This is a genomic window from Micromonospora sp. NPDC049102 (genome assembly GCF_043197485.1).
Classification (GTDB): Bacteria; Actinomycetota; Actinomycetes; order Mycobacteriales; family Micromonosporaceae; genus Micromonospora.
Genome location: NZ_JBICTE010000002.1, coordinates 224,201 through 244,517, shown reverse-complemented (window position 1 = coordinate 244,517; position 20,317 = coordinate 224,201). Strand labels below are relative to the sequence as shown.

Annotated in this window: 18 protein-coding genes; 8 read left to right on the top strand and 10 right to left on the bottom strand. The window is 71.7% G+C overall.

Annotated elements, in window-relative coordinates; all coding sequences use genetic code 11:
* Window positions 1–13: 13 nt before the first annotated feature.
* Together ACGFH9_RS03720 and ACGFH9_RS03715 are read left to right on the top strand one after the other, a co-directional pair.
* Entirely contained in the window at window positions 14–916 is a 903-nt protein-coding gene (locus tag ACGFH9_RS03720; RefSeq protein ID WP_393214785.1) for a JmjC domain-containing protein, read from the top strand.
* Between the two features lie 154 nt (window positions 917–1,070).
* On the top strand, window positions 1,071–2,633 hold the full coding sequence (locus tag ACGFH9_RS03715) for an AMP-binding protein (RefSeq protein ID WP_393214782.1): 1,563 nt from the start codon (window positions 1,071–1,073) through the stop codon (window positions 2,631–2,633).
* A 46-nt stretch (window positions 2,634–2,679) separates the two neighbouring features.
* Here ACGFH9_RS03715 and ACGFH9_RS03710 read toward each other — a convergent pair whose 3' ends face one another.
* Entirely contained in the window at window positions 2,680–3,321 is a 642-nt protein-coding gene (locus ACGFH9_RS03710) for a response regulator (RefSeq protein ID WP_393214779.1), read from the bottom strand.
* Window positions 3,318–4,445 carry a sensor histidine kinase gene (locus ACGFH9_RS03705; RefSeq protein ID WP_393214776.1) on the bottom strand — a complete coding sequence of 376 codons (1,128 nt, stop codon included), beginning with the start codon at window positions 4,443–4,445 and terminating at the stop codon, window positions 3,318–3,320. Before ACGFH9_RS03705 ends, ACGFH9_RS03710 begins: the two co-directional genes overlap by 4 nt.
* A 146-nt stretch (window positions 4,446–4,591) precedes the next feature.
* On the opposite strand from ACGFH9_RS03705, the gene ACGFH9_RS03700 reads away from it, so the two are divergent.
* The gene (locus ACGFH9_RS03700) at window positions 4,592–5,659 is read left to right on the top strand and encodes a DUF418 domain-containing protein (protein ID WP_393214773.1); all 1,068 of its coding nucleotides are present in this window, start codon (window positions 4,592–4,594) and stop codon (window positions 5,657–5,659) included.
* A gap of 19 nt (window positions 5,660–5,678) precedes the next feature.
* Here the strand turns inward: ACGFH9_RS03700 and purD are convergent, their stop codons facing one another.
* The 3 genes from purD to ACGFH9_RS03685 form a co-directional block, all read right to left on the bottom strand.
* Window positions 5,679–6,929, bottom strand: a complete 1,251-nt coding sequence (purD, locus tag ACGFH9_RS03695; RefSeq protein WP_393214770.1) for a phosphoribosylamine--glycine ligase — start codon at window positions 6,927–6,929, stop codon at window positions 5,679–5,681.
* Between the two features lie 148 nt (window positions 6,930–7,077).
* A complete protein-coding gene (locus ACGFH9_RS03690) occupies window positions 7,078–8,007 on the bottom strand; it encodes a type IV toxin-antitoxin system AbiEi family antitoxin domain-containing protein (RefSeq protein ID WP_393214767.1) in 930 nt (309 codons plus the stop codon).
* Window positions 8,008–8,241: 234 nt separating this feature from the next.
* Window positions 8,242–9,531, bottom strand: a complete 1,290-nt coding sequence (locus tag ACGFH9_RS03685; RefSeq protein ID WP_393214764.1) for an adenylosuccinate synthase — start codon at window positions 9,529–9,531, stop codon at window positions 8,242–8,244.
* A gap of 124 nt (window positions 9,532–9,655) precedes the next feature.
* On the opposite strand from ACGFH9_RS03685, the gene ACGFH9_RS03680 reads away from it, so the two are divergent.
* Window positions 9,656–10,756: a hypothetical protein gene (locus tag ACGFH9_RS03680; protein ID WP_393214761.1), complete on the top strand. Its 1,101-nt coding sequence runs from the start codon at window positions 9,656–9,658 to the stop codon at window positions 10,754–10,756.
* A 71-nt stretch (window positions 10,757–10,827) separates the two neighbouring features.
* Window positions 10,828–13,101, top strand: coding sequence for a chromosome partitioning protein (locus tag ACGFH9_RS03675; RefSeq protein WP_393214758.1), 2,274 nt, complete (start codon window positions 10,828–10,830; stop codon window positions 13,099–13,101).
* Between the two features lie 44 nt (window positions 13,102–13,145).
* Here the strand turns inward: ACGFH9_RS03675 and ACGFH9_RS03670 are convergent, their stop codons facing one another.
* Window positions 13,146–13,574: a DUF3151 domain-containing protein gene (locus tag ACGFH9_RS03670; RefSeq protein ID WP_393214755.1), complete on the bottom strand. Its 429-nt coding sequence runs from the start codon at window positions 13,572–13,574 to the stop codon at window positions 13,146–13,148.
* Between the two features lie 248 nt (window positions 13,575–13,822).
* Here ACGFH9_RS03670 and ACGFH9_RS03665 point away from each other — a divergent pair, with 248 nt between their 5' ends.
* Window positions 13,823–15,016: an LOG family protein gene (locus ACGFH9_RS03665; protein ID WP_393214752.1), complete on the top strand. Its 1,194-nt coding sequence runs from the start codon at window positions 13,823–13,825 to the stop codon at window positions 15,014–15,016.
* 51 nt (window positions 15,017–15,067) lie between these two features.
* Here the strand turns inward: ACGFH9_RS03665 and fbaA are convergent, their stop codons facing one another.
* The gene (gene fbaA / locus ACGFH9_RS03660; RefSeq protein ID WP_393214749.1) at window positions 15,068–16,093 is read right to left on the bottom strand and encodes a class II fructose-bisphosphate aldolase; all 1,026 of its coding nucleotides are present in this window, start codon (window positions 16,091–16,093) and stop codon (window positions 15,068–15,070) included.
* A gap of 135 nt (window positions 16,094–16,228) precedes the next feature.
* On the bottom strand, window positions 16,229–16,612 hold the full coding sequence (locus ACGFH9_RS03655) for a phage holin family protein (protein ID WP_354860252.1): 384 nt from the start codon (window positions 16,610–16,612) through the stop codon (window positions 16,229–16,231).
* A gap of 122 nt (window positions 16,613–16,734) precedes the next feature.
* On the opposite strand from ACGFH9_RS03655, the gene ACGFH9_RS03650 reads away from it, so the two are divergent.
* A complete protein-coding gene (locus ACGFH9_RS03650) occupies window positions 16,735–16,947 on the top strand; it encodes a hypothetical protein (protein ID WP_393214746.1) in 213 nt (70 codons plus the stop codon).
* A gap of 4 nt (window positions 16,948–16,951) precedes the next feature.
* On the opposite strand, the gene ACGFH9_RS03645 is transcribed toward ACGFH9_RS03650, so the two are convergent.
* Together ACGFH9_RS03645 and ACGFH9_RS03640 are read right to left on the bottom strand one after the other, a co-directional pair.
* Window positions 16,952–18,016, bottom strand: coding sequence for an LCP family protein (locus ACGFH9_RS03645; protein ID WP_393214743.1), 1,065 nt, complete (start codon window positions 18,014–18,016; stop codon window positions 16,952–16,954).
* The gene (locus ACGFH9_RS03640; protein ID WP_393214740.1) at window positions 18,013–18,498 is read right to left on the bottom strand and encodes a SigE family RNA polymerase sigma factor; all 486 of its coding nucleotides are present in this window, start codon (window positions 18,496–18,498) and stop codon (window positions 18,013–18,015) included. The genes ACGFH9_RS03645 and ACGFH9_RS03640 overlap by 4 nt, the downstream gene beginning before the upstream one ends.
* Window positions 18,499–18,679: 181 nt before the next feature.
* Between ACGFH9_RS03640 and ACGFH9_RS03635 the strand changes: the two genes are divergently transcribed.
* On the top strand, window positions 18,680–20,230 hold the full coding sequence (locus ACGFH9_RS03635; protein ID WP_393214737.1) for an LPXTG cell wall anchor domain-containing protein: 1,551 nt from the start codon (window positions 18,680–18,682) through the stop codon (window positions 20,228–20,230).
* Window positions 20,231–20,317 lie beyond the last annotated feature (87 nt).

The window sequence follows — 20,317 nt, the reverse complement described above, 5'->3', positions numbered from 1 at the left end:
GGAAGTGAATACGATGGACGACAGTGTGATCCTCCGCGATCTGGTCGGAGATGTCCCGGCTTTCCTCGCGGAATCGTGGCAGCGGGTTCCGAGGGTCCTGCGTCCGGCACAACCCCCGGTGGGTGTCTTCACCGTGCGGGACCTGGAGTGCACGCTCGCCGGGGGTCTGCTCCGAGTTCCCTACCTCGCCGTCCTCGGGGCGGGTGAGAACCCGGTGGACGGAATCGTGGCACCCCGGACCGTCGCCGACCGGCACCTGGCCGACCATGTGGACCCGGAGAAGGTCTCCCGGCGGGTGGCCGAGGGCGCGAGTGTGTTACTGCGCAACATCGAGCACTGGCACGCTCCGACTGCTGCGCTGGCCTACGAGCTCGGCACCGACCTGGGGCGCCCCGTCGAGGCGTTCTTCTTCCTCACACCTGCCGAGCGCCAGGCTCTCCCGCCGCACCGCGACGACGCCGACGTGTTCGTAATCCAGGTACAGGGAGAGAAGGAGTGGACGGTCCACCCCATGCCGATGGACGGGCAGTGGGACCGCGGCCGAGCCGAGCAGCCTGGGGAGGTCGTGCTGCGGACCAGGCTGGTGCCGGGAGAGGTGCTCTACCTGCCACGGGGCGCCGCGCACAGCGCGGTGGCGGTCGATGGATCCACCTCCGCCCACCTGTCGTTGACCGTACGGGACATCGGGGTTGCCCACCTGGGCGCGGTCGTGCAGCAGTACCTCGCAGCGGGCCTGGAGTTGCCTCCCCGCCCAGTCGATGACAGTGGGCTGCTCGACGCGGCAGCCCGGCTGCTGGAGCATCAGCGCGCCCGACTGGCCGAGCTGACCCCGCAGGAGCTGCTCGACGCCGCACGCACGGCGACCCTCGCGCTGCGCCACCAGCCGTCGGCCACGCCGAACCTCGGCGGGGCGTGAGACTGGAAGGCGGCTTCCACTAACCCACGATCCGTGCCGTCTTCGTCACCCCATGCCGACACCGGCTGGGCCTGGTGTCAGGCCGGGTGCATGATCAAGGACGACGCCCCGATGGACGGGGTCGTCCGCGTACCACCCCGAGGAGGTCTGCGGCATGGACCTGCCGTTCGTCGTCGCCACGCTGTCCCGGCGCGGTCTGCTCACTCCGGGCCGCCCGTTCCGGATCGCGTCGCAACTCAACGCGTTGCGCACCTGGGGGTGGAGTCTCGCCGGCGAGTTACGCCAGGCGGCAGCCCGAGACCCGGGCCGGCCGGCGATCATCAACGAGGACGGCGTCGAACTGACCTATCAGACGCTTCTCGACCGGGCCGAACGCACGGCCCGGTCGATGCGGTCCGGGCTCGGCGTGCAGCCAGGCGACCGGATCGGCCTGCTCTGCCGCAACCACCACGGCCTGATCGAGACGATCGTCGCCGCCAGCCTGCTCGGCGCCGACGCGGTCCTGGTCAACACCGGGCTCTCCGCCGCACAGCTGAGCACCGTCACCGAGGAACAGCGGCTGCGGGTGCTGGTGCACGACGACGAGTTCGCCGACAGGGTCCTCGGGCTGCCCGCCGAGCTGCACCGGGTCGACGAGAGCGCGCGCGAGGAGCTGGTGGCCGGGGCACTGCCCGGCGAGCTACACCCGCCGGAGCGCGACGGGCGGATCATCGTGCTCACCTCGGGCACCACAGGCGCGCCCAAGGGCGCCCGCCGGCCCACACCTGGTGGCTTCGGACCGCTCGTGTCCATCATCGACCGCATTCCACTGCACGCCAAGAACCGGGTGCTGATCGCCGCCCCGATCTTCCACACCTGGGGGTTCGCGGCCCTGCAGATGTGCTTCGCACTGCGGGCCACCATCGTGCTGCACCGCCGCTTCGACCCGGCCGCCACACTCGCCGCCCTGGTGACGCACCGCTGCGATGCCCTCTTCGCCGTACCCGTGATGCTCCAGCGCCTGCTGGAAGTGCCCCCGCCGGACCCACGCCCGACACTCAAGGTCGTCGCGGTCAGCGGATCGGCCCTGCCCGGCGGACTCGCCCCGAAGTTCAATGACGTGTACGGGGACGTCCTCTACAACCTGTACGGGTCCACCGAGGTCTCCTGGGCGTCCATCGCCGGCCCGGTGGACCTGCGCCAGGCGCCCACCACCGCCGGCCGACCGCCGCGCGGCACCCGCCTGGAGATGCTCGACGCCGACGGCCAGCCGGTCCAGCAAGGACAGGTCGGCCGCATCTTCGTCGGCAACGAGATGCTCTTCGAGGGCTACACCTCCGGCGCCACCCGGGAGACCCGCGACGGGCTGCTCGACACCGGCGACCTCGGCCGGCTCAACTCCGACGGGCTGCTCTTCGTCGACGGCCGCGCCGACGACATGATCGTCTCCGGTGGCGAGAACGTGTTCCCGTCCGAGCTGGAGGACCTGCTCGCCCAGCTACCGCAGGTACGCGAGGCCGCCGTGATCGGCGTACCCGACCCCGAGTACGGCCAGCGCCTGGCCGCGTTCCTCGCCCTGCACCCCGGCGAGACGCTCGACTCCGCGGCGGTCCGCGAGTACGTCCGGCACTACCTGGCCCGGTTCTCCGTACCCCGGGACGTGGTCTTCGTGAAGTACCTGCCCCGCAACGCCACCGGCAAGGTGCTCGCGCGCGAGTTGCGCCGCTACTACGGCTGAGTCGGCCAGGAGTCGTGACCCGACCCGGGCGGCCCGACGGCCGGCCTCACCGACGGCGGCCCAGACCCGCCTCCTGCGCCAGCAACGCCGCCTGGGTCCGGTTGGCGCAACCGAGCTTGACCAGAAGCCGGGAGACGTAGCCCTTGACGGTGGCCTCGGACAGGTGCAGGCGGCGGGCGATCTGCTGGTTCGACCGGCCGGCCCCGAGGCTCTCCAGCACCTCCACCTCCCGCTCGGTGAGCGACAGAAGCAGGTCACGGGCACGCTGGCTCGGCACCGTCTGCGCGACGAGGCGGTCAGCCGCCACCGCGGAGAGCACCGTGTGCCCTGCGGCCGCCACCCGCACCAGGGCGAGCAGGTCGTCGGGCGACGTCGACTTGAGCAGGAAACCGGCCGCCCCGGCCCGGAGCGCGCCGGTCACGTAGTCGTCCAGGTCGAACGTGGTGAGAGCCAGGACCCGTGGCGGCGACGGCAGGGTCATGATCCGCTCGGTGGCCCTGATCCCGTCGACGCCCGGCATCCGCAGGTCCATCAGCACCACGTCGGGCCGTAGTCGCACCGCAGCCTCCACAGCGTCCGCCCCGTCGTACGCCTCGCCGACGACCGTCAGGTCCGGCGCGGAACCGAGGATCGTGCGCAGGTGGGCACAGACCATCCGCTCGTCGTCCACGACGAGTACCCGGATCACGACCGCACCGGCAGCATCGCGTGGACGGCGAAGCCACCCGGCGCCGTCGCTCCGGCCGCGAACGTCCCGCCGAGCACCTCGACGCGGTGCCGCAACCCGGCCAGGCCGGTGCCACCGCCGGCGGCAGCCAGGGCAGCGTCGGGTGAGCGACCCGCCGGGGTGTTCGACACCGTGACGCGCACCGTCTGCGCGCCGTACTCGATCGACACGGTGGCGGCGGCACCCGGCGCGTGCTTGTGCACGTTCGTCAGCGACTCCTGGATCAGCCGGAACAGCGTCCTCCGCACCGTCGGAGCGAGCCCCTGCGGGTCGCCCACTTCGGAGAGCCGCACCGGTAGACCGACCGCACGGGAATCATCGACCAACCGGACCAGCTCGGGTGTGTCGTCCGGGACCGGATCAACCCGTGGATGTCCGTCCTCGCCCCGCAGCACCCCCACCAGGTCGCGCAGCTCCGTCAGAGCCTGGCAGCCGTTCGCCCGCAGTTCCTCGGCCGCCGCCCGGGCCGTCGGATCGGTGGTGGTGACCCGAAGCGCGCCCGCCTGCAACACCATGAGGTTGATCCGGTGGGTGACCACGTCGTGCATCTCGGCGGCAAGCCGCACCCGTTCCTCGGCGCGCGCCTGATCGGCCAGGAGCAAGCGCTCCCGCTCGGCCCGCTCCGCCCGGTCGGTCAACTCCGCCAGCAGGCTCCGCCGGGCCCGGACGTACATGCCCAGGACCGCTGCGGCGAGGATGACAGTCGGCGCGGTGAACGGGTCGGCGATCGACCAGGCGCTCGCCCCCACCAGGAACGCCGCCGTCAGCAGCCCGATCACCGTCCACTGTCGCCACCGCCGACCCCGTCCGTACGCCGTCACCGCATACGGAACGAGGACGGCGGCCCAGGCCGGCGCGAAGAGACTGATCCCGGCGATGGTCAGCGCTGCGGTGTACGGGCGTTGCCGACGAACCAGCAGCACGACCGCGGCGGCCACCTGCGCGGCCACGTAGGCCCAGGCAGGTGCGGGGATCAGCTTGGTGTCGACGTCCGGATCCGCCAGTTCCAGCCCACCGCCGGCCGCCGTCGCCACGAGCGCGAGCAGCACGTCCACGGCGACCCGGAACACCCGGCCTCGGCCCATGGCAGCAGGGTAACCGGGCGCCCGGAAAACGGCCTGCCGCGCGTGCGGGGAGCCGACGAAACCACGACCGGCATACGACGAAAGGAGGTGGCGGTCACGACTTTCTCCGCTGACGACACTCGGCGACCCCACGGTGGGATCGACCCATGACCGAATCGGTACGGACGACTGACCGACCACCGGCACCGACCGACGTCTCCACCGTCGGGCCGCGTATCGGCGCGCTGGACGCGCTGCGCGGCTTCGCGCTCTGCGGCATCCTGATCATCAACATCTACCAGCAGGTCGTCTTCCGCGGCGAGGCGGCCGGCACCTCGACGCGGCTGCCGGAGGCGGTGCAACTGCTCTTCTACGAGCGGTTCTACCCGATCTTCTCGATCCTGTTCGGTGTCGGCTTCGGCATCTTCCTCCGACGCGCCGCGACCCGGACCAGCCGGCCCCGGGTGGTGCTGGCCCGCCGACTGGTCGTCCTCCTGCTGATCGGTGTCGCACACTTCGTCGTCCACCCCGGCGAGGCGCTGACCGCGTACGCGTTGGCCGGTCTTCTCGTGCTGCTGCCGCTGAGTTACCTCGGCGGGCGCACGGCCCTCGTCGTCGCGGTACTGCTGCTGCTCGTCGGCGCGCAACTCGTCGTCGGTTACGGGCCCATCCCGGGCCTGCTCGCCCTCGGCTACGCGCTGGCGGCGCTGGGCGTACCGGCCGCCCTTGAGCGTCGCACCGGACGGGTGGCGATCGCATTCGTCGTCTTCGCCGCGCTCGCGGTGACCTGGATCGTGCTGACCATCCGCGACGTGGACCTGCCAACCGTCAACGTCCTCGGCGGACCAGGCGGCGGCGTGAGCCTGCTACCCCCGCTCGCCGGCATCGCCACCGGCCTCGCGTACTGCTGCGGTCTGCTACTGCTGCTACACACGCCGGCCGGGCCGGCGCTCTCCGCGGTGTTGTCGCCAATGGGCCGGATGGCCCTGACGAACTACCTGAGCGCCACCGCACTGTTCCTGCTCGCCGGTCCGCCGCTGGGCATCGACAGCACCCGCGACCTGCCCCGCATTGTGGGACTCACCGTCGCCATCATCGTCGTTCAGGCGGTGTGGAGCGTGCTCTGGCTGCGAACGTTCCGCTACGGCCCGGTCGAGTGGGCGTGGCGCTGCCTGACGTGGTGGCGACGGGCGCCGATCAGACGTCGAGGCGCGGAGCCGACGACCCCGGCCTGACCCACGCCGACCGACGGCTTCAGGCGGGAATCGTGATCCGGTGGTCGATCGCGGCGGCGGCGATGTCGGTGCGGTGCTGCGAGCCCGCCAGCTCCACCCCGTCCACCAGCGCGTACGCCGCGTCCCGAGCGGCCGCCAGGTCGGGGCCGGTGGCCGTACCGCAGAGGACCCGACCGCCGGCGGACAGCAACGCGCCGTCGCCGGCCCGGCGGACGGTGCCCGCGTGGATGACGCCCGGCCGGTCCGCACCGGTGATCACATCGCCGGTACGCGGCGCGGCAGGATAGCCCTGCGCGGCGAGCACCACGGTGACCGCGGCACCGTCCCGCCAGCGCAGCGGCGGGTGCTCGGCGAGCGTGCCGGTGGCCGCCGCGTGCAACAACCCGCCCAACGGCGTCTCCAGCAGCGCGAGCACCACCTGGGTCTCCGGGTCACCGAAGCGCGCGTTGAACTCGATCACCCGGGGGCCGGCGGCGGTCATCGCGAGGCCGACATAGAGCAGACCCGCGAACGGCGTGCCCCGGTGGCGCAACTCGGCCAGCGTCGGGTGGACCACGTCGCGCATGACGTCGTCGACGAGACCCGGCGGCGCCCAGGGCAGCGGCGCGTACGCTCCCATGCCACCCGTGTTCGGGCCGGTGTCGCCGTCGCCGATCCGCTTGAAGTCCTGCGCGGGCAGCAGCGGCAGGGCGGCCTCGCCGTCGGTGACCACGAACAGGCTGACCTCCGGCCCGTCGAGGAACTCCTCGACCACGACCCGGCCACACTCCGCAGCGTGCGCCAGCGCGGCGGACCGGTCGTCGGTCACCACCACGCCCTTGCCGGCGGCGAGACCGTCGTCCTTCACCACGTACGGCGCGCCGAACTCGTCGAGCGCCCGCGCGGTGCTCTCCTCGTCCGTGCAGACGTACGCCCGGGCGGTCGGCACACCGGCGGCGGTCATCACGTCCTTGGCGAACGCCTTCGAACCCTCCAACTGGGCGGCCTCGGCCGACGGCCCGAACACGGCGATGCCCTTGGCGCGTACGGCGTCGGCGACACCGGCGACCAGCGGCGCCTCCGGACCGATAACCACCAGGTCAGCAGCGATCTCCACCGCCAACGCCGCGACGGCGGCCGGATCGGTCGCGGTGACGGACCGCAGCTCGGCCACCTCGGCGATCCCCGGATTACCGGGAGCGGCGATCAACGCGTCGACAGCCGGATCACGCACCAGCCCGAGGGCGAGCGCATGCTCACGCCCCCCACCACCCACCAAGAGAACCCGCACAACCCGCCACCCTACCGCCCCCCCGCCCCGCCCGCCCCGCCGACCCCCGCCCGGCCCCCGCCGGCCCCCGCCGGCCCCCGCCGGCCCCCGCCGGTGATCATGAAGTTATTGCCCACCACCTCGGCGTGTCGGGGCAATAACTTCATGATCAGCGGTGTCGGGCTGCGGCCATCGCCTGTCGGACGCTCCACGGGATGTAGTCCGGGCGCAGGGTGTCCTGCCAGGTGAAACGGAGCACGGTCCAGCCTGCGTTCACCAGGCGGTTCTGACGGTGCCGGTCGGCGAACACGGCATCTGGCAGGCCATGCGGGTCACGACCGTCGGCCTCGGCGATGAGCTGGTAACCACGCCATCCGAGGTCGCCGATGCCCAACAGGTAGCCGTCGTCGTCCCGTACCTCGAGTTGCAGCGCATCGGGCGGCACCCCGCCATCGACGCATCGGAGCCGGGCGCGGGTCTCAAGGGGTGACTGAGCCCGCCCGTCCACCTCAGCGAGGAAGGCACGCGCCGCGATCGCACCCCTCCGCCCACGGATCAGGCGCGGCAGGGCGAGCAAATCTTCGGCTGTCACCAGCCGACGGTTCAATGCCGAATCCAGCACACTCACCGCTGAGAAGCGATCGACCCGAAGACTCACGTCAGCAAGAGTCCTGAGCGGTTCGGTCGCGATAAGTCCGTCCACCCGAACAAGTTGCTCGGACGGGATGACCAACTGGTGGACCACCACCTCGGGATGGGCGATTCGAGCCGGCCTGGCAGTCGGCCCAGGCACCGACAGGTGAATCGAGTCGGTGGCCCGCAAACCAGCCAGCCCGTGCAGTTCAGCGGCTGTCGCGAGCACGGCCGCGGCCGACGGCCCGAACGATTCCAGCGCTGCCCTGATCCGCGCACGGCGCGGCACCCCGCCATACAGGTCGGCGTCCACGAGATAGCTGCCACGCGCTACGACCCGCCAGTGGCCGGCACGGCAGAGCCGCTGCACCTCGTGGGTGGTGAAGCCGGCGGCGCGTGCCTGCCGGAGCGTCACAATCCCGTCGCGCGAGCGAGCGAGGCGCCGCACGGCATCCAGGGCATCCATCCGGTCACCCTGGCCGACCAGAGAACCGCCCGGAACCCCCTGTGGACAACCAACGACACCCTGTGGATAAGTCGGCCGGCTTGATGGGTTGATCATGAAGTTATTGCCACGACACGCCGAGGCGGCGGGCAATAACTTCATGATCAACGAGGTTCGGGGCCGGGGGGCCGGGGGGCCGGGGGGCCGGGGGGCCGGGGGGCCGGGGGGCCGGGGGGCCGGGGGGGCCGGGGGGGGTTAGGGGAGGAGGGGGTGTTGGACTACGTTTTCTTCTCGGCCTGGGCCTACGCCGATGACGCTCACCCTCGTGTTGCAGAGTTCCTCTACGCGGGCGATGTAGCGGCGGGCGTTCTCCGGCAGGTCCTCGGGGGTGCGGACCTTGGTGATGTCCTCCCACCACCCGTCCAACTCCTCGTACACCGGCGTGGCGTGGTGGAAGTCCGTCTGACTCATCGGCATGTCGTCGACCCGCTTGCCGTTGATCTCGTAGCCGACGCAGATCGGCACCTTCGGCAGCCCGGTGAGCACGTCCAGCTTGGTGATGACCAGGTCGGTGACGCCGTTGAGGCGGCAGGCGTACCGGGCCACGACCGCGTCGAACCACCCGCAGCGGCGCTCCCGGCCGGTGGTCGTGCCGTACTCGGCGCCGATCTTGCGCAGGTGCGCGCCGTTGGCGTCGAACAGCTCGGTGGGGAACGGCCCGGCACCCACCCGGGTGGTGTACGCCTTGCTCACCGCGATCACCTGGTTGATCGCGGTCGGCGGGATGCCGGCGCCCACGCAGGCGCCACCGGCGGTCGGGTTGGACGAGGTCACGAAGGGGTACGTGCCGTGGTCCATGTCGAGCATGGTGGCCTGCGCGCCCTCCAGCAGCACCGTCTCGCCCTGGTCCAGCGCGTCCCAGAGCATCGCCCGGGTCTCCGCGATGTACGGCTTGAGCCGCTCCGCGTACTCCAGGTACTCCTCGACGGTCGCCTCGAGGTCGATCGCCTTGCGGTTGTAGACCTTGAACAGGATCTGGTTCTTCTCGCGCAGCGCGAGTTCCAGCTTCTTGCGCAGGATGCCCGGGTCGAGCAGGTCCTGGAGTCGGATGCCGATCCGGGCGACCTTGTCGCCGTACGCGGGGCCGATGCCCCGGCCGGTGGTGCCGATCCGGGACGAACCGAGGTAGCGCTCGATCACCCGGTCCAACGCCCGGTGGTGCGGCATGATGAGGTGCGCGTCACCGGAGATCCGCAGCCGGGACACGTCGACGCCGCGCTCGGCCAGGCCGTCGATCTCGGCGAGCAGCACCTTCGGGTCGACCACCACACCGTTGCCGATGACGATCATCGCGTTCGGCGAGAGCGCTCCGGACGGCATCAGGTGCAGTGCGTACTTCTGGCCGTCCGGGGTGATCACCGTGTGGCCGGCGTTGTTGCCGCCGGAGTAGCGCACGACGTAGTCGACCCGCTCACCCAGCAGGTCGGTAACCTTGCCCTTGCCCTCGTCGCCCCACTGAGCGCCGATGAGCACGATCGCTGGCATCTTTTCCGCCTCCAGAAGGCTCGGGTGCCAGGTGGCGACCGGTTGGCGAGCCCGGGGTGTCAGGTTAACAAGTAGTGACGGCGCGACCGGCAGGGGTCGCGTCGAGAGGCAGGAGGCTCCTTCGGTGTACGACGTGGTGCTGCTCACCCTCGCGTCGGAGCGGGACGCTTCCGGCGGTTGCGGCAGCGGCGGGGCCTGCTGCGGCGGCGCGACCGGATCCAACACCGGCGCCGACGCGGCCGGCACCGCGACGAGCGCCGACGCGGCAGGCACCGCGACGAGCGCCGACGCGGCGACCGGCACCGGCACCGACACCGGCGGCACGCCGGGCGACGCCGACAGTTGTGCCAACGATCGGCCCCGGGTGCCGGTGCTGGCCTGCGCCGATGCGCTGACCGCCCGGGGGGCGCGTGTGCAGACGGTCACCGCCCGCTCGGACGCGGAGATCGACGCCGTACTCGCTCAGCTCGACGGACCACCCCGTCCGGACGGCCTCACCTGGCCGGACACGGACGGCAAGACCCGGCTGGTCGTCGCCACGGCCAGCGACGGTCAGTTGCGCGCCGTGCTGCGCCGGCTGGTCCGCCGGTACGCGCCAGCGCCGAGTCGCCGCCCGGTGGACCTGCGTGACGACCGGACCCTGCCCGACCTGCCCCCGGTCGCCGTACTCCCTCTCGACCCGGCGCGCGGCGGCACCCAGCGGGACCTGGCCGCGCAGCTCGGGTTGCCCCGGGATCCGGCTGCCGTGGCCGCGGCGGTGCTGGACGGCACGCCCCGGCGGCTGGACCTGCTGCGTAACGACGGCGGCTCGGTGACCCTGGACGGCGCACTACTCGGGGCCGCCGACGAGGCGGGCCGCCCGCTGCACTGGCGGGCCCGGGTGGAGGTCGACGACACCATCCTCACCGACGGTGAGGAACCGCTTCTGGCCTGCGCGGTCGGCAACGCCGGCGGCCACGCGTCGCTCGACGACGTGACGTTGCTGGCCGCGCCGGACCCGACGGACGGTCAGGTCGAGGTCGCGGTGGCCGTCCCGGTGGTCGTCCGCTCGGCCCTGGGTCGCAAGCGGGTACGCCTCGAAGTGCGGCGGGCCCGCGGACGGGCGGTGTCGGTGCTGCCCCGTGAGGGAAAGGTGCCTTACCTCGACGATGGTGTCGAGGGTGAGCTGACCCGCAAGCGCTCGTGGTGGGTCGAGCCGGGTGCCTGGGCGGTCTGGGTGGTCTGACCCCGGTTGCGCCGACCGTCACTGGTCGGCCGGTGGGCCTATCCTCGCAGGAGGACTGGGGAGGAACCGTAATGGACAAGAACGCCGACCGGGCGCAGGTGCCCGGCCAGCAGCCGGTGCCGGAGCGGGACATCGAACCACTCTGGCCACCCGATCCGACCGAGCAGGGCGCGGGTGAGGTGGTGCCGCCGTGGGCGGCGGTCGCCAAACAGCGGAGCAACCCGTCGCCGTCCGCGCCATCGGCCATCTCGCCGCCGGTCACCGCACCGCCGATCGCCGCGCCGCCGGTCGGGCGTCCGCCGGTCCCCGGGCAGCCGGGCGCTGCGGCCCTGCCCCCGCCGTCTCCGTCGGATTACCCGTCGCTGACCGGGGCGGTGCCGCCACCGAGCGGTTGGGGAGCCAACGGCCCAGGCGGACCGGGCGCACCGGGCACGGGCTGGGCACCGGCGCAGCCGAGCTGGCCGCCGGCCGACCCGCCGGCCGCTCCACCCGCTTCGACGGCGTCGCCCACCGCCCCCGCTCCGTCGACGGCACCGCTTCCGCCTGCCGTTGGCGGACTCGTCGGTCCCGGCAACGACTCGTCGCCGTCGACCACCGGTACGCCAACCACCGACAGCGCCACGCCGAACCCCGCCCCCGCAGCCTCGGCGAGCACCTCCGCGTCGTCGGGTGATGCGGGCGGGGCAGCAGGCACCGGGGCAACAGGTGCCGCGCCCGGCCCGGGTGCGGTCCCCGGGCCGTCGGCCGTGTCGAGCGGCGTCGACCTGGACCTGCCCTTCTCCCTGGACCACCCGCCGGCGGCAGTCGCAGCCGCCGACCGAGCGGCCACCCCAGACCCAGGCGCGGCAACCCCAGGCACGGCAGGCCCGGCCCCCGCAGGCCCAGGCACCGCAGGCCCAGGAACGGCGAACCCGACCGCCGCAGGGCCGGGAGCGGAACCGGCGTCGCCGAGTGGCGGGGAGAGCGTGCCTGCCGTCGGGGCTGCGCGGCCGGCGGCCGAATCGCCCTGGGCGTATCCACCGCAGCGGCCGGCCAGCCCGCACCCGTCGGCAGAGGACCAGGCCAGCATCCCGCCGCCGATTCCCGCCCCGCCTGTTCCGCCACCGCCGACGCCCGCCGTCGACAATGGTGGTGCGGTGGGGCAGACGTACGCCGGGCAGGCCTACACCGGGCAGACGTACTCGACGGCGATCCCTGGTCAGGCCGGCCCGGCACCGGTCGCCCCGCCGCAGCAGGACGCGGTGCCGGCCCCGCCGCCCGGGCCGTTCCCACCGTCGCCGGGCTGGTATCCGCCACCGTGGCAGCAGGGCACGGCCGCTGTGTCGCCGGCCCCGCCGCAGCAGTACCAGGAGACCGACCCGGTGGCGCGCGTGCCGGCCACGGGCTACCCGGACGCCACGTGGACGCCGGAGACCACTGCCGCGCCGACGGCCGAGGACTTCGCCCGCCGCCGGCAGGTACGGCCCGCCGACCCGGTGGCCACCATGGGCGTACGCGCGGTGGTCAACAAGATGGGTCTGCTCCGGCTCTCGCCGGGACGGCACGAGCAGGAGCTCAAGCGGGACATCGAGATGGTGCGCCGCAACTTCGGTGGGCTGCGGCAGGTGACAGTCGTCAACCCGAAGGGCGGCGCCGGTAAGACGGTGGCCATCCTGCTACTCGCGATGACGTTCGGGCAGAAGCGCGGCGGCTACGTGCTGGCGTGGGACAACAACGAGACCCAGGGCACCCTCGGGATGCGCGCCCAGCAGGACTTCCACTCCCGCACGGTGCGGGACATGCTGCGTGACCTCGGGCAGTTCCAGGGCGCGCACGGGCGGGTCGGCGACCTGTCGCAGTACGTTCGCTCGCAGGGCGAGGGCATGTTCGACGTGCTCGCCTCGGACGAGTCGGCCACCGGTGGCGAGATGCTGACCGCTGCCGCGTTCGCCGAGATCCGCGAGGTGGTCAGCCGGTTCTACAAGTTGATTTTCGTGGACACCGGGAACAACGTCCGGGCGCAGAACTGGCAGGCGTCGATGGATGCCACCGACCAACTCGTGGTCACCATGTCCGCGCGTAACGACTCGGCGGAGACCGCTGCCCGGATGCTCGACCATCTGGAGCAGAGCGGCCGGCAGCGGCTGGTCCGGCAGGCGGTCACCGTGGTGTCGATGCCGCCGTCCCGCAAGGAGATCGACCTGCCGGCCATCCAGGAGCACTTCGCGGCCCGGACCAGGGCGGTGCTGCTGGCGCCGTACGAGCGGCTCATCGACAGCGGCGAGCCGATCCGGTACGGCGGTCTGTCCTCGGCCACCCGGGACGCCTGGCTGAAGATCGCCGCAGCGGTCGCCGAAGGGCTCTGACCGGCCGACGGCCGGCCCGGTGTCGGGCCGGCCGTCGAAGCGGGTCAGTTGCTGGCGAGCGCGTCCGCCGCTGCCGGGTCGCAGTCGCGCAGGAACTGGGCGCAGCGGGCCGCCTCGTCGGCCTCGCCGATCTCGTCGGCAGCCCGGGAGAGCACGTACAGGCAGCGCAGGAAGCCCCGGTTGGGCTCGTGCGACCACGGCACGGGCCCGTGGCCCTTCCAGCCGTTGCGGCGGAGCTGGTCCAGGCCACGGTGGTAGCCGGTGCGCGCGTACGCGTACGCCGTCACCACCGCGCCGGCCGCGAACGCCCGGGCCGCGAGCGCGCCCCAGGCCGCGCTGTAGGTCGGGAAGCGGGCCGCGACCTCGGCGTACGCCTCGTCGGTGCCGGCCTCCTGGGCGGCGGCCAGGGCGGCGTCGGCCTCGTCGTTCGCGGGCAGGAGGGTGGCCGGTGGCTCCGGCAAAAGGTTCTGCATCGCCCCATTCAACCCGCTGGACAGGGCGACACGCGAGCGGGTCGGCCGACGCGTTCCGCTGAACGGCTGAGGAGTTCATCACGCCTGCGGCCTATGCCGCCGCCAGGTGTTTTCCACTACAACTAATGGTCCGGAGCCTCCCCAGGAACCGGTTACGCAGGAGCCCGGTGGCCACGACCACCGGGCTCCTGTCGCGTCCTGGACCGCCCGGGGTTTGGCCGACCCCGCCGAAGGGGCAGGATGGCCGGGTGCCGACCCCACCGCCCACGGACGTCATCGAACCCCACCTGCACGCGAACGAGATCCAGACCCGGGACGAGTTCGACCGGCAGTTGACGACCGGCAGCCTGACCGGGCTGACCGTGCAGGGGCTGCGCCTCGATCTCGCTCCGGTGCCCGACCTGACCGGCATCGAGGTCACCGGCACCCTCTTCGTCGGCTGCCGGTTCGCCTCCCGGGACGTCGGCGCCGATCTGGTTCGGCGCGGCGCGAACGTGGTGCCGCCGTTCTCCGGGCTGCCGTATCCGACCCAGCCGGCGCACCTCTACACCCCGGACGACCTCGCCGCCGGGTTCGTCGAGGGCGGGTTCGCCGGGATGTACGACACCCGGGTGTACGAGCACTACCGGGCGCACGGCGGCGCGCTGCCGGACGTGAAGGAGGCGCTCGGCCAGCGGCTGCACGACCACGGCGTGGACAACGCGCTGGGCGATGCCACCCGGGCCTGGCTGGCGGCGCACGGGTCGCAGTCGGTGGTGGGCATCATGGGCGGGCACGCGGTGCGGCGCGGCAGTCCCGCGTACCGGATGGCGGCAGTGCTGGGTCGGGAGCTGGCGCGGGCCGACCGGCTGGTGGTCACCGGCGGTGGTCCGGGGGTGATGGAGGCCGCGAACCTCGGCGCGTACCTGGCAGACCGCCCGGCGGCGGACCTGACGGCGGCGATCGACCTGCTGGCCACCGCGCCCGACTTCACCGACCACCACCGGTACACGGGGGTCGCGTTGACGGTCCGACAGCGGTACGCGGGCGTGCCCCGCCAGCGGGGCGACGATCCTGGCTGGGCGCGCAGCGGCGGACTGGCCATCCCGACCTGGTTGTACGGGCACGAGCCGGCGAACCTGTTCGCGGGACGGATCGCGAAGTACTTCTCGAACGCGATCCGGGAGGACACCATCCTGCGCCTCGCCCGGGGGGGCATCGTGTTCGCGCCGGGGCGGGCGGGCACAGTGCAGGAGGTGTTCCAGGCGGCCACCAAGACCTACTACGGCACCGACGGGGCCAGCGGCGCGTACATCTTCCTGGACCGTGACTACTGGACGCGGGAGCTTCCGGTGGAGGCACTGTTGCGCCCGCTGCTGGCCGCCTCGCCGTTCGGTGACCTGTCGTCGACGATCCACCTCACCGACGACGTCTACGAGGCCGTCCACCTGTTGACGACCTGAACGACGACGGCCGGCCCCCACGCGGGAGGCCGGCCGTCGCTGCGTACGTCGTTACTTGGTCATCGTGGTGCCGGTGGAGCGCAGGTCCTCGCAGGCCTGCACGACACGGGCTGCCAGGCCGGCCTCGGCGGCCTTGCCCCAGGCGCGCGGGTCGTACTGCTTCTTGTTGCCGACCTCGCCGTCGATCTTCAGCACGCCGTCGTAGTTGCGCAGCATGTGGTCGGCGACGGGCCGGGTGAAGGCGTACTGGGTGTCGGTGTCGATGTTCATCTTCACCACGCCGTAGTCGAGAGCCTCACGGATCTCGCTCAGCAGGGAGCCCGAGCCACCGTGGAAGACCAGGCTCAGCGGCTTGTCCTTGCCGTACTTCGCGCCGACCGCCTCCTGGATCTGGTTGAGGATCTCCGGGCGGAGCTTGACGTTGCCCGGCTTGTAGACGCCGTGCACGTTGCCGAAGGTCAGCGCCGCCATGTAGCGGCCCTTCTCGCCGAGGCCGAGCGCCTCGACCATGGCCAGACCGTCATCGGTGGTGGTGTAGAGCTTGTCGTTGATGGCGTTCTCGACGCCGTCCTCCTCGCCACCGACGACGCCGACCTCGATCTCCAGGACGATCTTGGCCTTGGCGGCCTCGTCGAGGAGCTGGGAGGCGATCTGCAGGTTCTCGGCGACCGGCACGGCCGAGCCGTCCCACATGTGCGACTGGTAGAGCGGCTCCTCGCCGCGCTTCACGCGCTCCTGCGAGATGGCCATCAGCGGACGCACGAACTTGTCCAGCTTGTCCTTCGGGCAGTGGTCCGTGTGCAGGGCGACGTTGACCGAGTACTTCTTGGCCACCTCGTGCGCGTATGCGGCGAACGCCACCGCGCCGGTGACCATGTCCTTGATCGACGGACCGGACAGGTACTCGGCACCACCGGTGGAGACCTGGATGATGCCGTCGCTCTCCGCGTCGGCGAAGCCCTTGAGCGCCGCGTTCAGCGTCTGGGAGGAGGTCACGTTGATCGCGGGGTACGCGTACCGGCCAGCCTTGGCGCGGTCCAGCATCTCCGCGTAGGCCTCGGGGGAAGCGATGGGCATGTGATGTGCTCCTTACTTACCACTCTCGGCCGTGCTGGCCGCTGTTGTTCGTCTGTGCGCCGGACCGCGCTGTCCTCCGCCCGGCAGTATCCCGCAGGTGAGGTGCGCAGGACCAACCGAGGGGGTGTCAGCCGCTCACCGGGTGTCCAGACGGTCCGGCACGATGACGCTGATCAGCCAGGTGACCACGGTCATCACGATCGCTCCCCAGAACGCCGCCCAGAAACCGTCCACCTGGAACGGCAGGTCGAGTCCGCGGGCGATCCGGTCGGTGAGCAGGAAGAGCAGCGCGTTGACCACCAGGGCGAACAGGCCGAGCGTCAGCAGGTAGAACACACAGCCGACCACCCGGATGATCGGCTTGAGCACCGCGTTGATCACGCCGAAGATGAGCGCCACCACGATCAGCGTGAGCACGGTGTTGCCACCCGAACGGCCGTGCACGTCGACGCCGGGCACGATCAGCGTGGTCACCCACAACGCGACAGCGGTGATCGCCAGTCGGATGAGGAAGCCCACGGCACCATCCTGGCACCGGCGCGCACCGTCCCGAGGTGATTCGGCCGACTCGGCTTGCCGGCGGGAAGCCGGCGCAGCCCGTACGGTGGTGGGAGCCGTGCCCCGAGACCCCGGGAGGGACCATGGGTCAGCCCGATGAGGACTTCACCCCCGGCGACCACCTCGCCGCGGACGAACGCGATCCGGAGGTGGAGCCGGCCGACGCGGTCGAACAGGCCATGACGGTCGACCCGGTCCACGCCGACGTCGAGCCGCAGCGCGGCATGGAGGTCGACGACTGGGACGCCATGGAGCAGGCCCGGGTGGTCACCGGGGACGAGTACGACTACCGCTGACAGCTCACCGAGCGACGTCGACCAACGCCGGGTGACGGTCCGCCCACTCGCCGAGTCGATCCTCCCGGAGCGCTCGCAGGAACTCCGGGGCGAACGTCGGGTCGACGCGCAGGTGACGGTCCCTCGCCGTCGGCCCGACGACCGGCAGACCGAGCCCGACCGGCTCGACCGTTCGCAGCGTGGGAACGAGCCGCAGCAGGTTCAGCACGGCCGCCCGATCGGGTGACACCACGAGGTCCGGGCCGACGACGGTCAGCAGTTTCGCGAGGCGTACCGGATCGGTGAGTACGCCCCGGTCGGTGGCCTGGCGGACGAGACCGGCGGCGAAGAGCCGAGCGTTCCGGTCGCGGTCCTGACTGCCCTCGGGCAGACCGTAGCGTTGGCGGAGCAGGTCGACCGACGCGGCACCGTCGAGACGGTGACAGCCGGCCGGGAAGACCCGCCTGGTGTGGACGGAACGCACCTGGTCGGGCAGGCAGACCGGCACACCTCCCACGGCATCGGTAAGCGTGCTCAGGGCGCGGTACGTCAGCACCACGCCGGCATCCACCTGGATCCCGGTCAGTTCGGCCACCGTACGCCGGGTCAGGTCGTACCCCTTGGTCATCTCCGGCCGGGACGACCCGACGCCGGCCGGGAACGCGGAGTTCAGTTTGTCGGTGCCGTGGCCCGGGACCGACACCCCCAGGTCACGGGGCAGTGACACCAGGTAGGGGCGACTGCGGTCGGCCGGGATGTGTACCAACAGCACCGCGTCGGCCCGCGTCGCCGCCGGCCCGTCGCCGTCGAGGCCGAGCAGCAGGATGTTCAGGGCACCGGGCGGTACCGGCCGGGCGGACTCACCGAGCAGTTCGGCGTCCGGCGGCGGCCCTCCGCGCTCCGGGGTCAGCAGCGGCACCCCGAGCCCCAGCACCCCGAGCAGGGCCAGCGCGGTGCCGCCGGCCTGCCAGCGTCGGCGGCGGCGGCGACGTCGGATGGTCAGTCGGTCGATCGCGGCGCGCAGCGGACCGGTCGGCGGGGTCAGCGGCTCGTGCCGGGCGAAGGCGGCCCGCAGGTCATCCTCGATCATGAGCGAACCTCCACGTACTCGGCCCGGAGCGTGGCGAGGGCCCGGGAGATGGACGAACGGACGGTCCCGACGGCACAGCCGAGAATGTCGGCGATCTCGGCGTCGGGCAGGTCCTCGTAGTAGCGCAGCACGAGGGTGGCGCGCTGCCGACGCGGCAACCGGGACAGCCAGGTCCAGATCTGGTCCCGGTCCACGGCGGACTGGGCGTGGTCGACCGGTGCGGGCAGGGACTCGTCGGGTTCCCCGCGCAGCAGCACCCGGCGCATCCACGAGCCCCGTTTCCAGTCGACGTACTGGTTGGTGAGCATCCGGCGGACGTACCGCTCGGGCGAGTCCGCGCGGGCGACCCGCCGCCAGTTCAGCTGGACCCGGACCATCGTCTCCTGCACCAGATCCTGCGCCTGGTGTGGATCACCGGTGAGCATCACCGCGTACCGCAGCAGCGGGGCAAGTCGCGCGTCCGCGAACTCCTCGTACGTCACTGCACCTCCCGGGGTCCTGCCTCAGATGACGGGAGCGGACGCGCCGAACATTGCGGTGGCGGTGATCAGCCTTTCGGTTCGTCCTGGTCACCAGGCGGTGATCAGGGACGGCGGTGAACCTTAGCGGTTCCTTAAGATCCACGGGCTGCACCTGAATCCCCCTACTGGAGGAATCCCCCTCATGCTCACGCACTCCACCCGGCGCTGGCTCGCCGGACTGGGCGTCGTAGGCGCGTTCGTCGCCGCCTCCGCCAGCCCGGCCTTCGCCGCTCCGGCACCCGAGTTCGACATGTACTTCGAGGACGTCACCGTCGCCGTGGACACGCCTGGCGTCGTGCGGGCGCCGTCGCTGTACAGCAGCGAATCCACCGTGCTGAACGAGGTCACGGTCCGCTACGACTACCGCAGCCTCGCCGGCAAGGTAACCCTGACCGGCGAGCGCGCGGACGACTGCGCGGCGGACGGGGAGGACGTGCTGCTCTGCCGTGAGTCCTTCCCCGTCGCCGTCGACGAGATGTATGGCGGCTTCCCAGGCTCGGTCGTCATCGCGCCGACCGAGAAGGCCGCCAACGGCGACAGCGGCACGCTGAAGATCAGCATCAAGGCCGCCAACAAGGCCGTCGCGGACTACACCTCCCGTATCCGGATCGGCGAGGGCGTCGACCTGCAGGGCGGGCCGGACAGCAAGGCCTCGGCGGCGCCGGGCGGGAAGTTCCAGGCCCCGCTGACGGTGCTGAACGCCGGCACGACCGAGGTCGACGGCGTCGTGGCCCTGATCGACAACGACTACGGCATCCGGACCAAGGAGCGGTTCGACAACTGCCTCTACGTCGAGGACTTCCTGCTCGCCTGCGAGTTCGACCAGAAGATCCCGGCTGGCGGCGCCGTAACGGCGACCCTCAACTACGAGTTGGCAACGGACACCTATGCGCCGGGGAGCGAGGAAGGTTACACCCGGTTCATGACTCCGGCCGACTTCGAGGATCTCATCGGCGTTCGCGAGGAGGCCGGTGCCGAGAAGGCCAAGCGTGGCACCGGAAAGACGCTGGCTCTGACGGCGGTCCCGTCCAAGCAGAGGCGCGCCGTGCAGACCGACACCAACCCCGACAACAACTGGAGCACGCTGGACGTTCAGGTCACCGGAAAGAACGGGGCTGACCTGGCGGCCATCGGCGCCACGCTCGCAGGTAAGAAGGGTGCCGTCCTGACCGTCCCGCTGGGCTTCAAGAACAACGGCCCGGCGACGCTGGACCACCTCCACAGCGGCTCCGACGTGACCTTCGTCGACGTGACGGTCCCGAAGGGCACCACGGCAGTCGAGGTTCCCTTCGAGTGTGCTCCGAGTACCGGTAACGACGCCGAGTGGGACGAGGCGGGCACCCCGGGCGCCGCTGCCTACCGCTGCTACCCGGGCCCCTTCGCGCCGGCTGGCGAGGAGTTGACCGGCGAGTTCACGTTCCGAATCGACCAGGTCATCGCCAACGCCACCGGCACGGTGAAGGTCAACGTGCCCTGCGAGTGCGAGGGCGGCTTCCACGCGGACCTGAAGCCCGCCAACGACACCGCGAAGATCCTCGTGAATGCTGGTGGTCAGGGCGGCGGTGACGGCGGCACCCTGCCGATCACCGGTCAGTCGACCGGCCTGGTCGCCGGCCTCGGCGCGCTGCTGCTCGCCGCGGGCGTCGGCGGCTACCTGGTGGCCAAGCGCCGCCGGACCCGCTTCGTCGCCTGATCCATCCCAGCAGTACGGGTGCCCCGCCGACCACGCTGGCCGGCGGGGCACCGTCGTATACGGCCAGCGGGTGGTAAGCACCGGTCC

What these genes read in the sequence shown, in the direction of transcription:
- ACGFH9_RS03720 (WP_393214785.1), top strand. Translation starts at nt 14, where the DNA reads ATGGACGACAGTGTGATCCTCCGCGATCTGGTCGGAGATGTCCCGGCT.
- ACGFH9_RS03715 (WP_393214782.1), top strand. Translation starts at nt 1,071, where the DNA reads ATGGACCTGCCGTTCGTCGTCGCCACGCTGTCCCGGCGCGGTCTGCTC.
- ACGFH9_RS03705 (WP_393214776.1), bottom strand. Translation starts at nt 4,445, where the DNA reads ATGGGCCGAGGCCGGGTGTTCCGGGTCGCCGTGGACGTGCTGCTCGCG.
- ACGFH9_RS03700 (WP_393214773.1), top strand. Translation starts at nt 4,592, where the DNA reads ATGACCGAATCGGTACGGACGACTGACCGACCACCGGCACCGACCGAC.
- ACGFH9_RS03690 (WP_393214767.1), bottom strand. Translation starts at nt 8,007, where the DNA reads ATGGATGCCCTGGATGCCGTGCGGCGCCTCGCTCGCTCGCGCGACGGG.
- ACGFH9_RS03685 (WP_393214764.1), bottom strand. Translation starts at nt 9,531, where the DNA reads ATGCCAGCGATCGTGCTCATCGGCGCTCAGTGGGGCGACGAGGGCAAG.
- ACGFH9_RS03675 (WP_393214758.1), top strand. Translation starts at nt 10,828, where the DNA reads ATGGACAAGAACGCCGACCGGGCGCAGGTGCCCGGCCAGCAGCCGGTG.
- ACGFH9_RS03670 (WP_393214755.1), bottom strand. Translation starts at nt 13,574, where the DNA reads ATGCAGAACCTTTTGCCGGAGCCACCGGCCACCCTCCTGCCCGCGAAC.
- fbaA (WP_393214749.1), bottom strand. Translation starts at nt 16,093, where the DNA reads ATGCCCATCGCTTCCCCCGAGGCCTACGCGGAGATGCTGGACCGCGCC.
- ACGFH9_RS03650 (WP_393214746.1), top strand. Translation starts at nt 16,735, where the DNA reads ATGGGTCAGCCCGATGAGGACTTCACCCCCGGCGACCACCTCGCCGCG.
- ACGFH9_RS03645 (WP_393214743.1), bottom strand. Translation starts at nt 18,016, where the DNA reads ATGATCGAGGATGACCTGCGGGCCGCCTTCGCCCGGCACGAGCCGCTG.
- ACGFH9_RS03635 (WP_393214737.1), top strand. Translation starts at nt 18,680, where the DNA reads ATGCTCACGCACTCCACCCGGCGCTGGCTCGCCGGACTGGGCGTCGTA.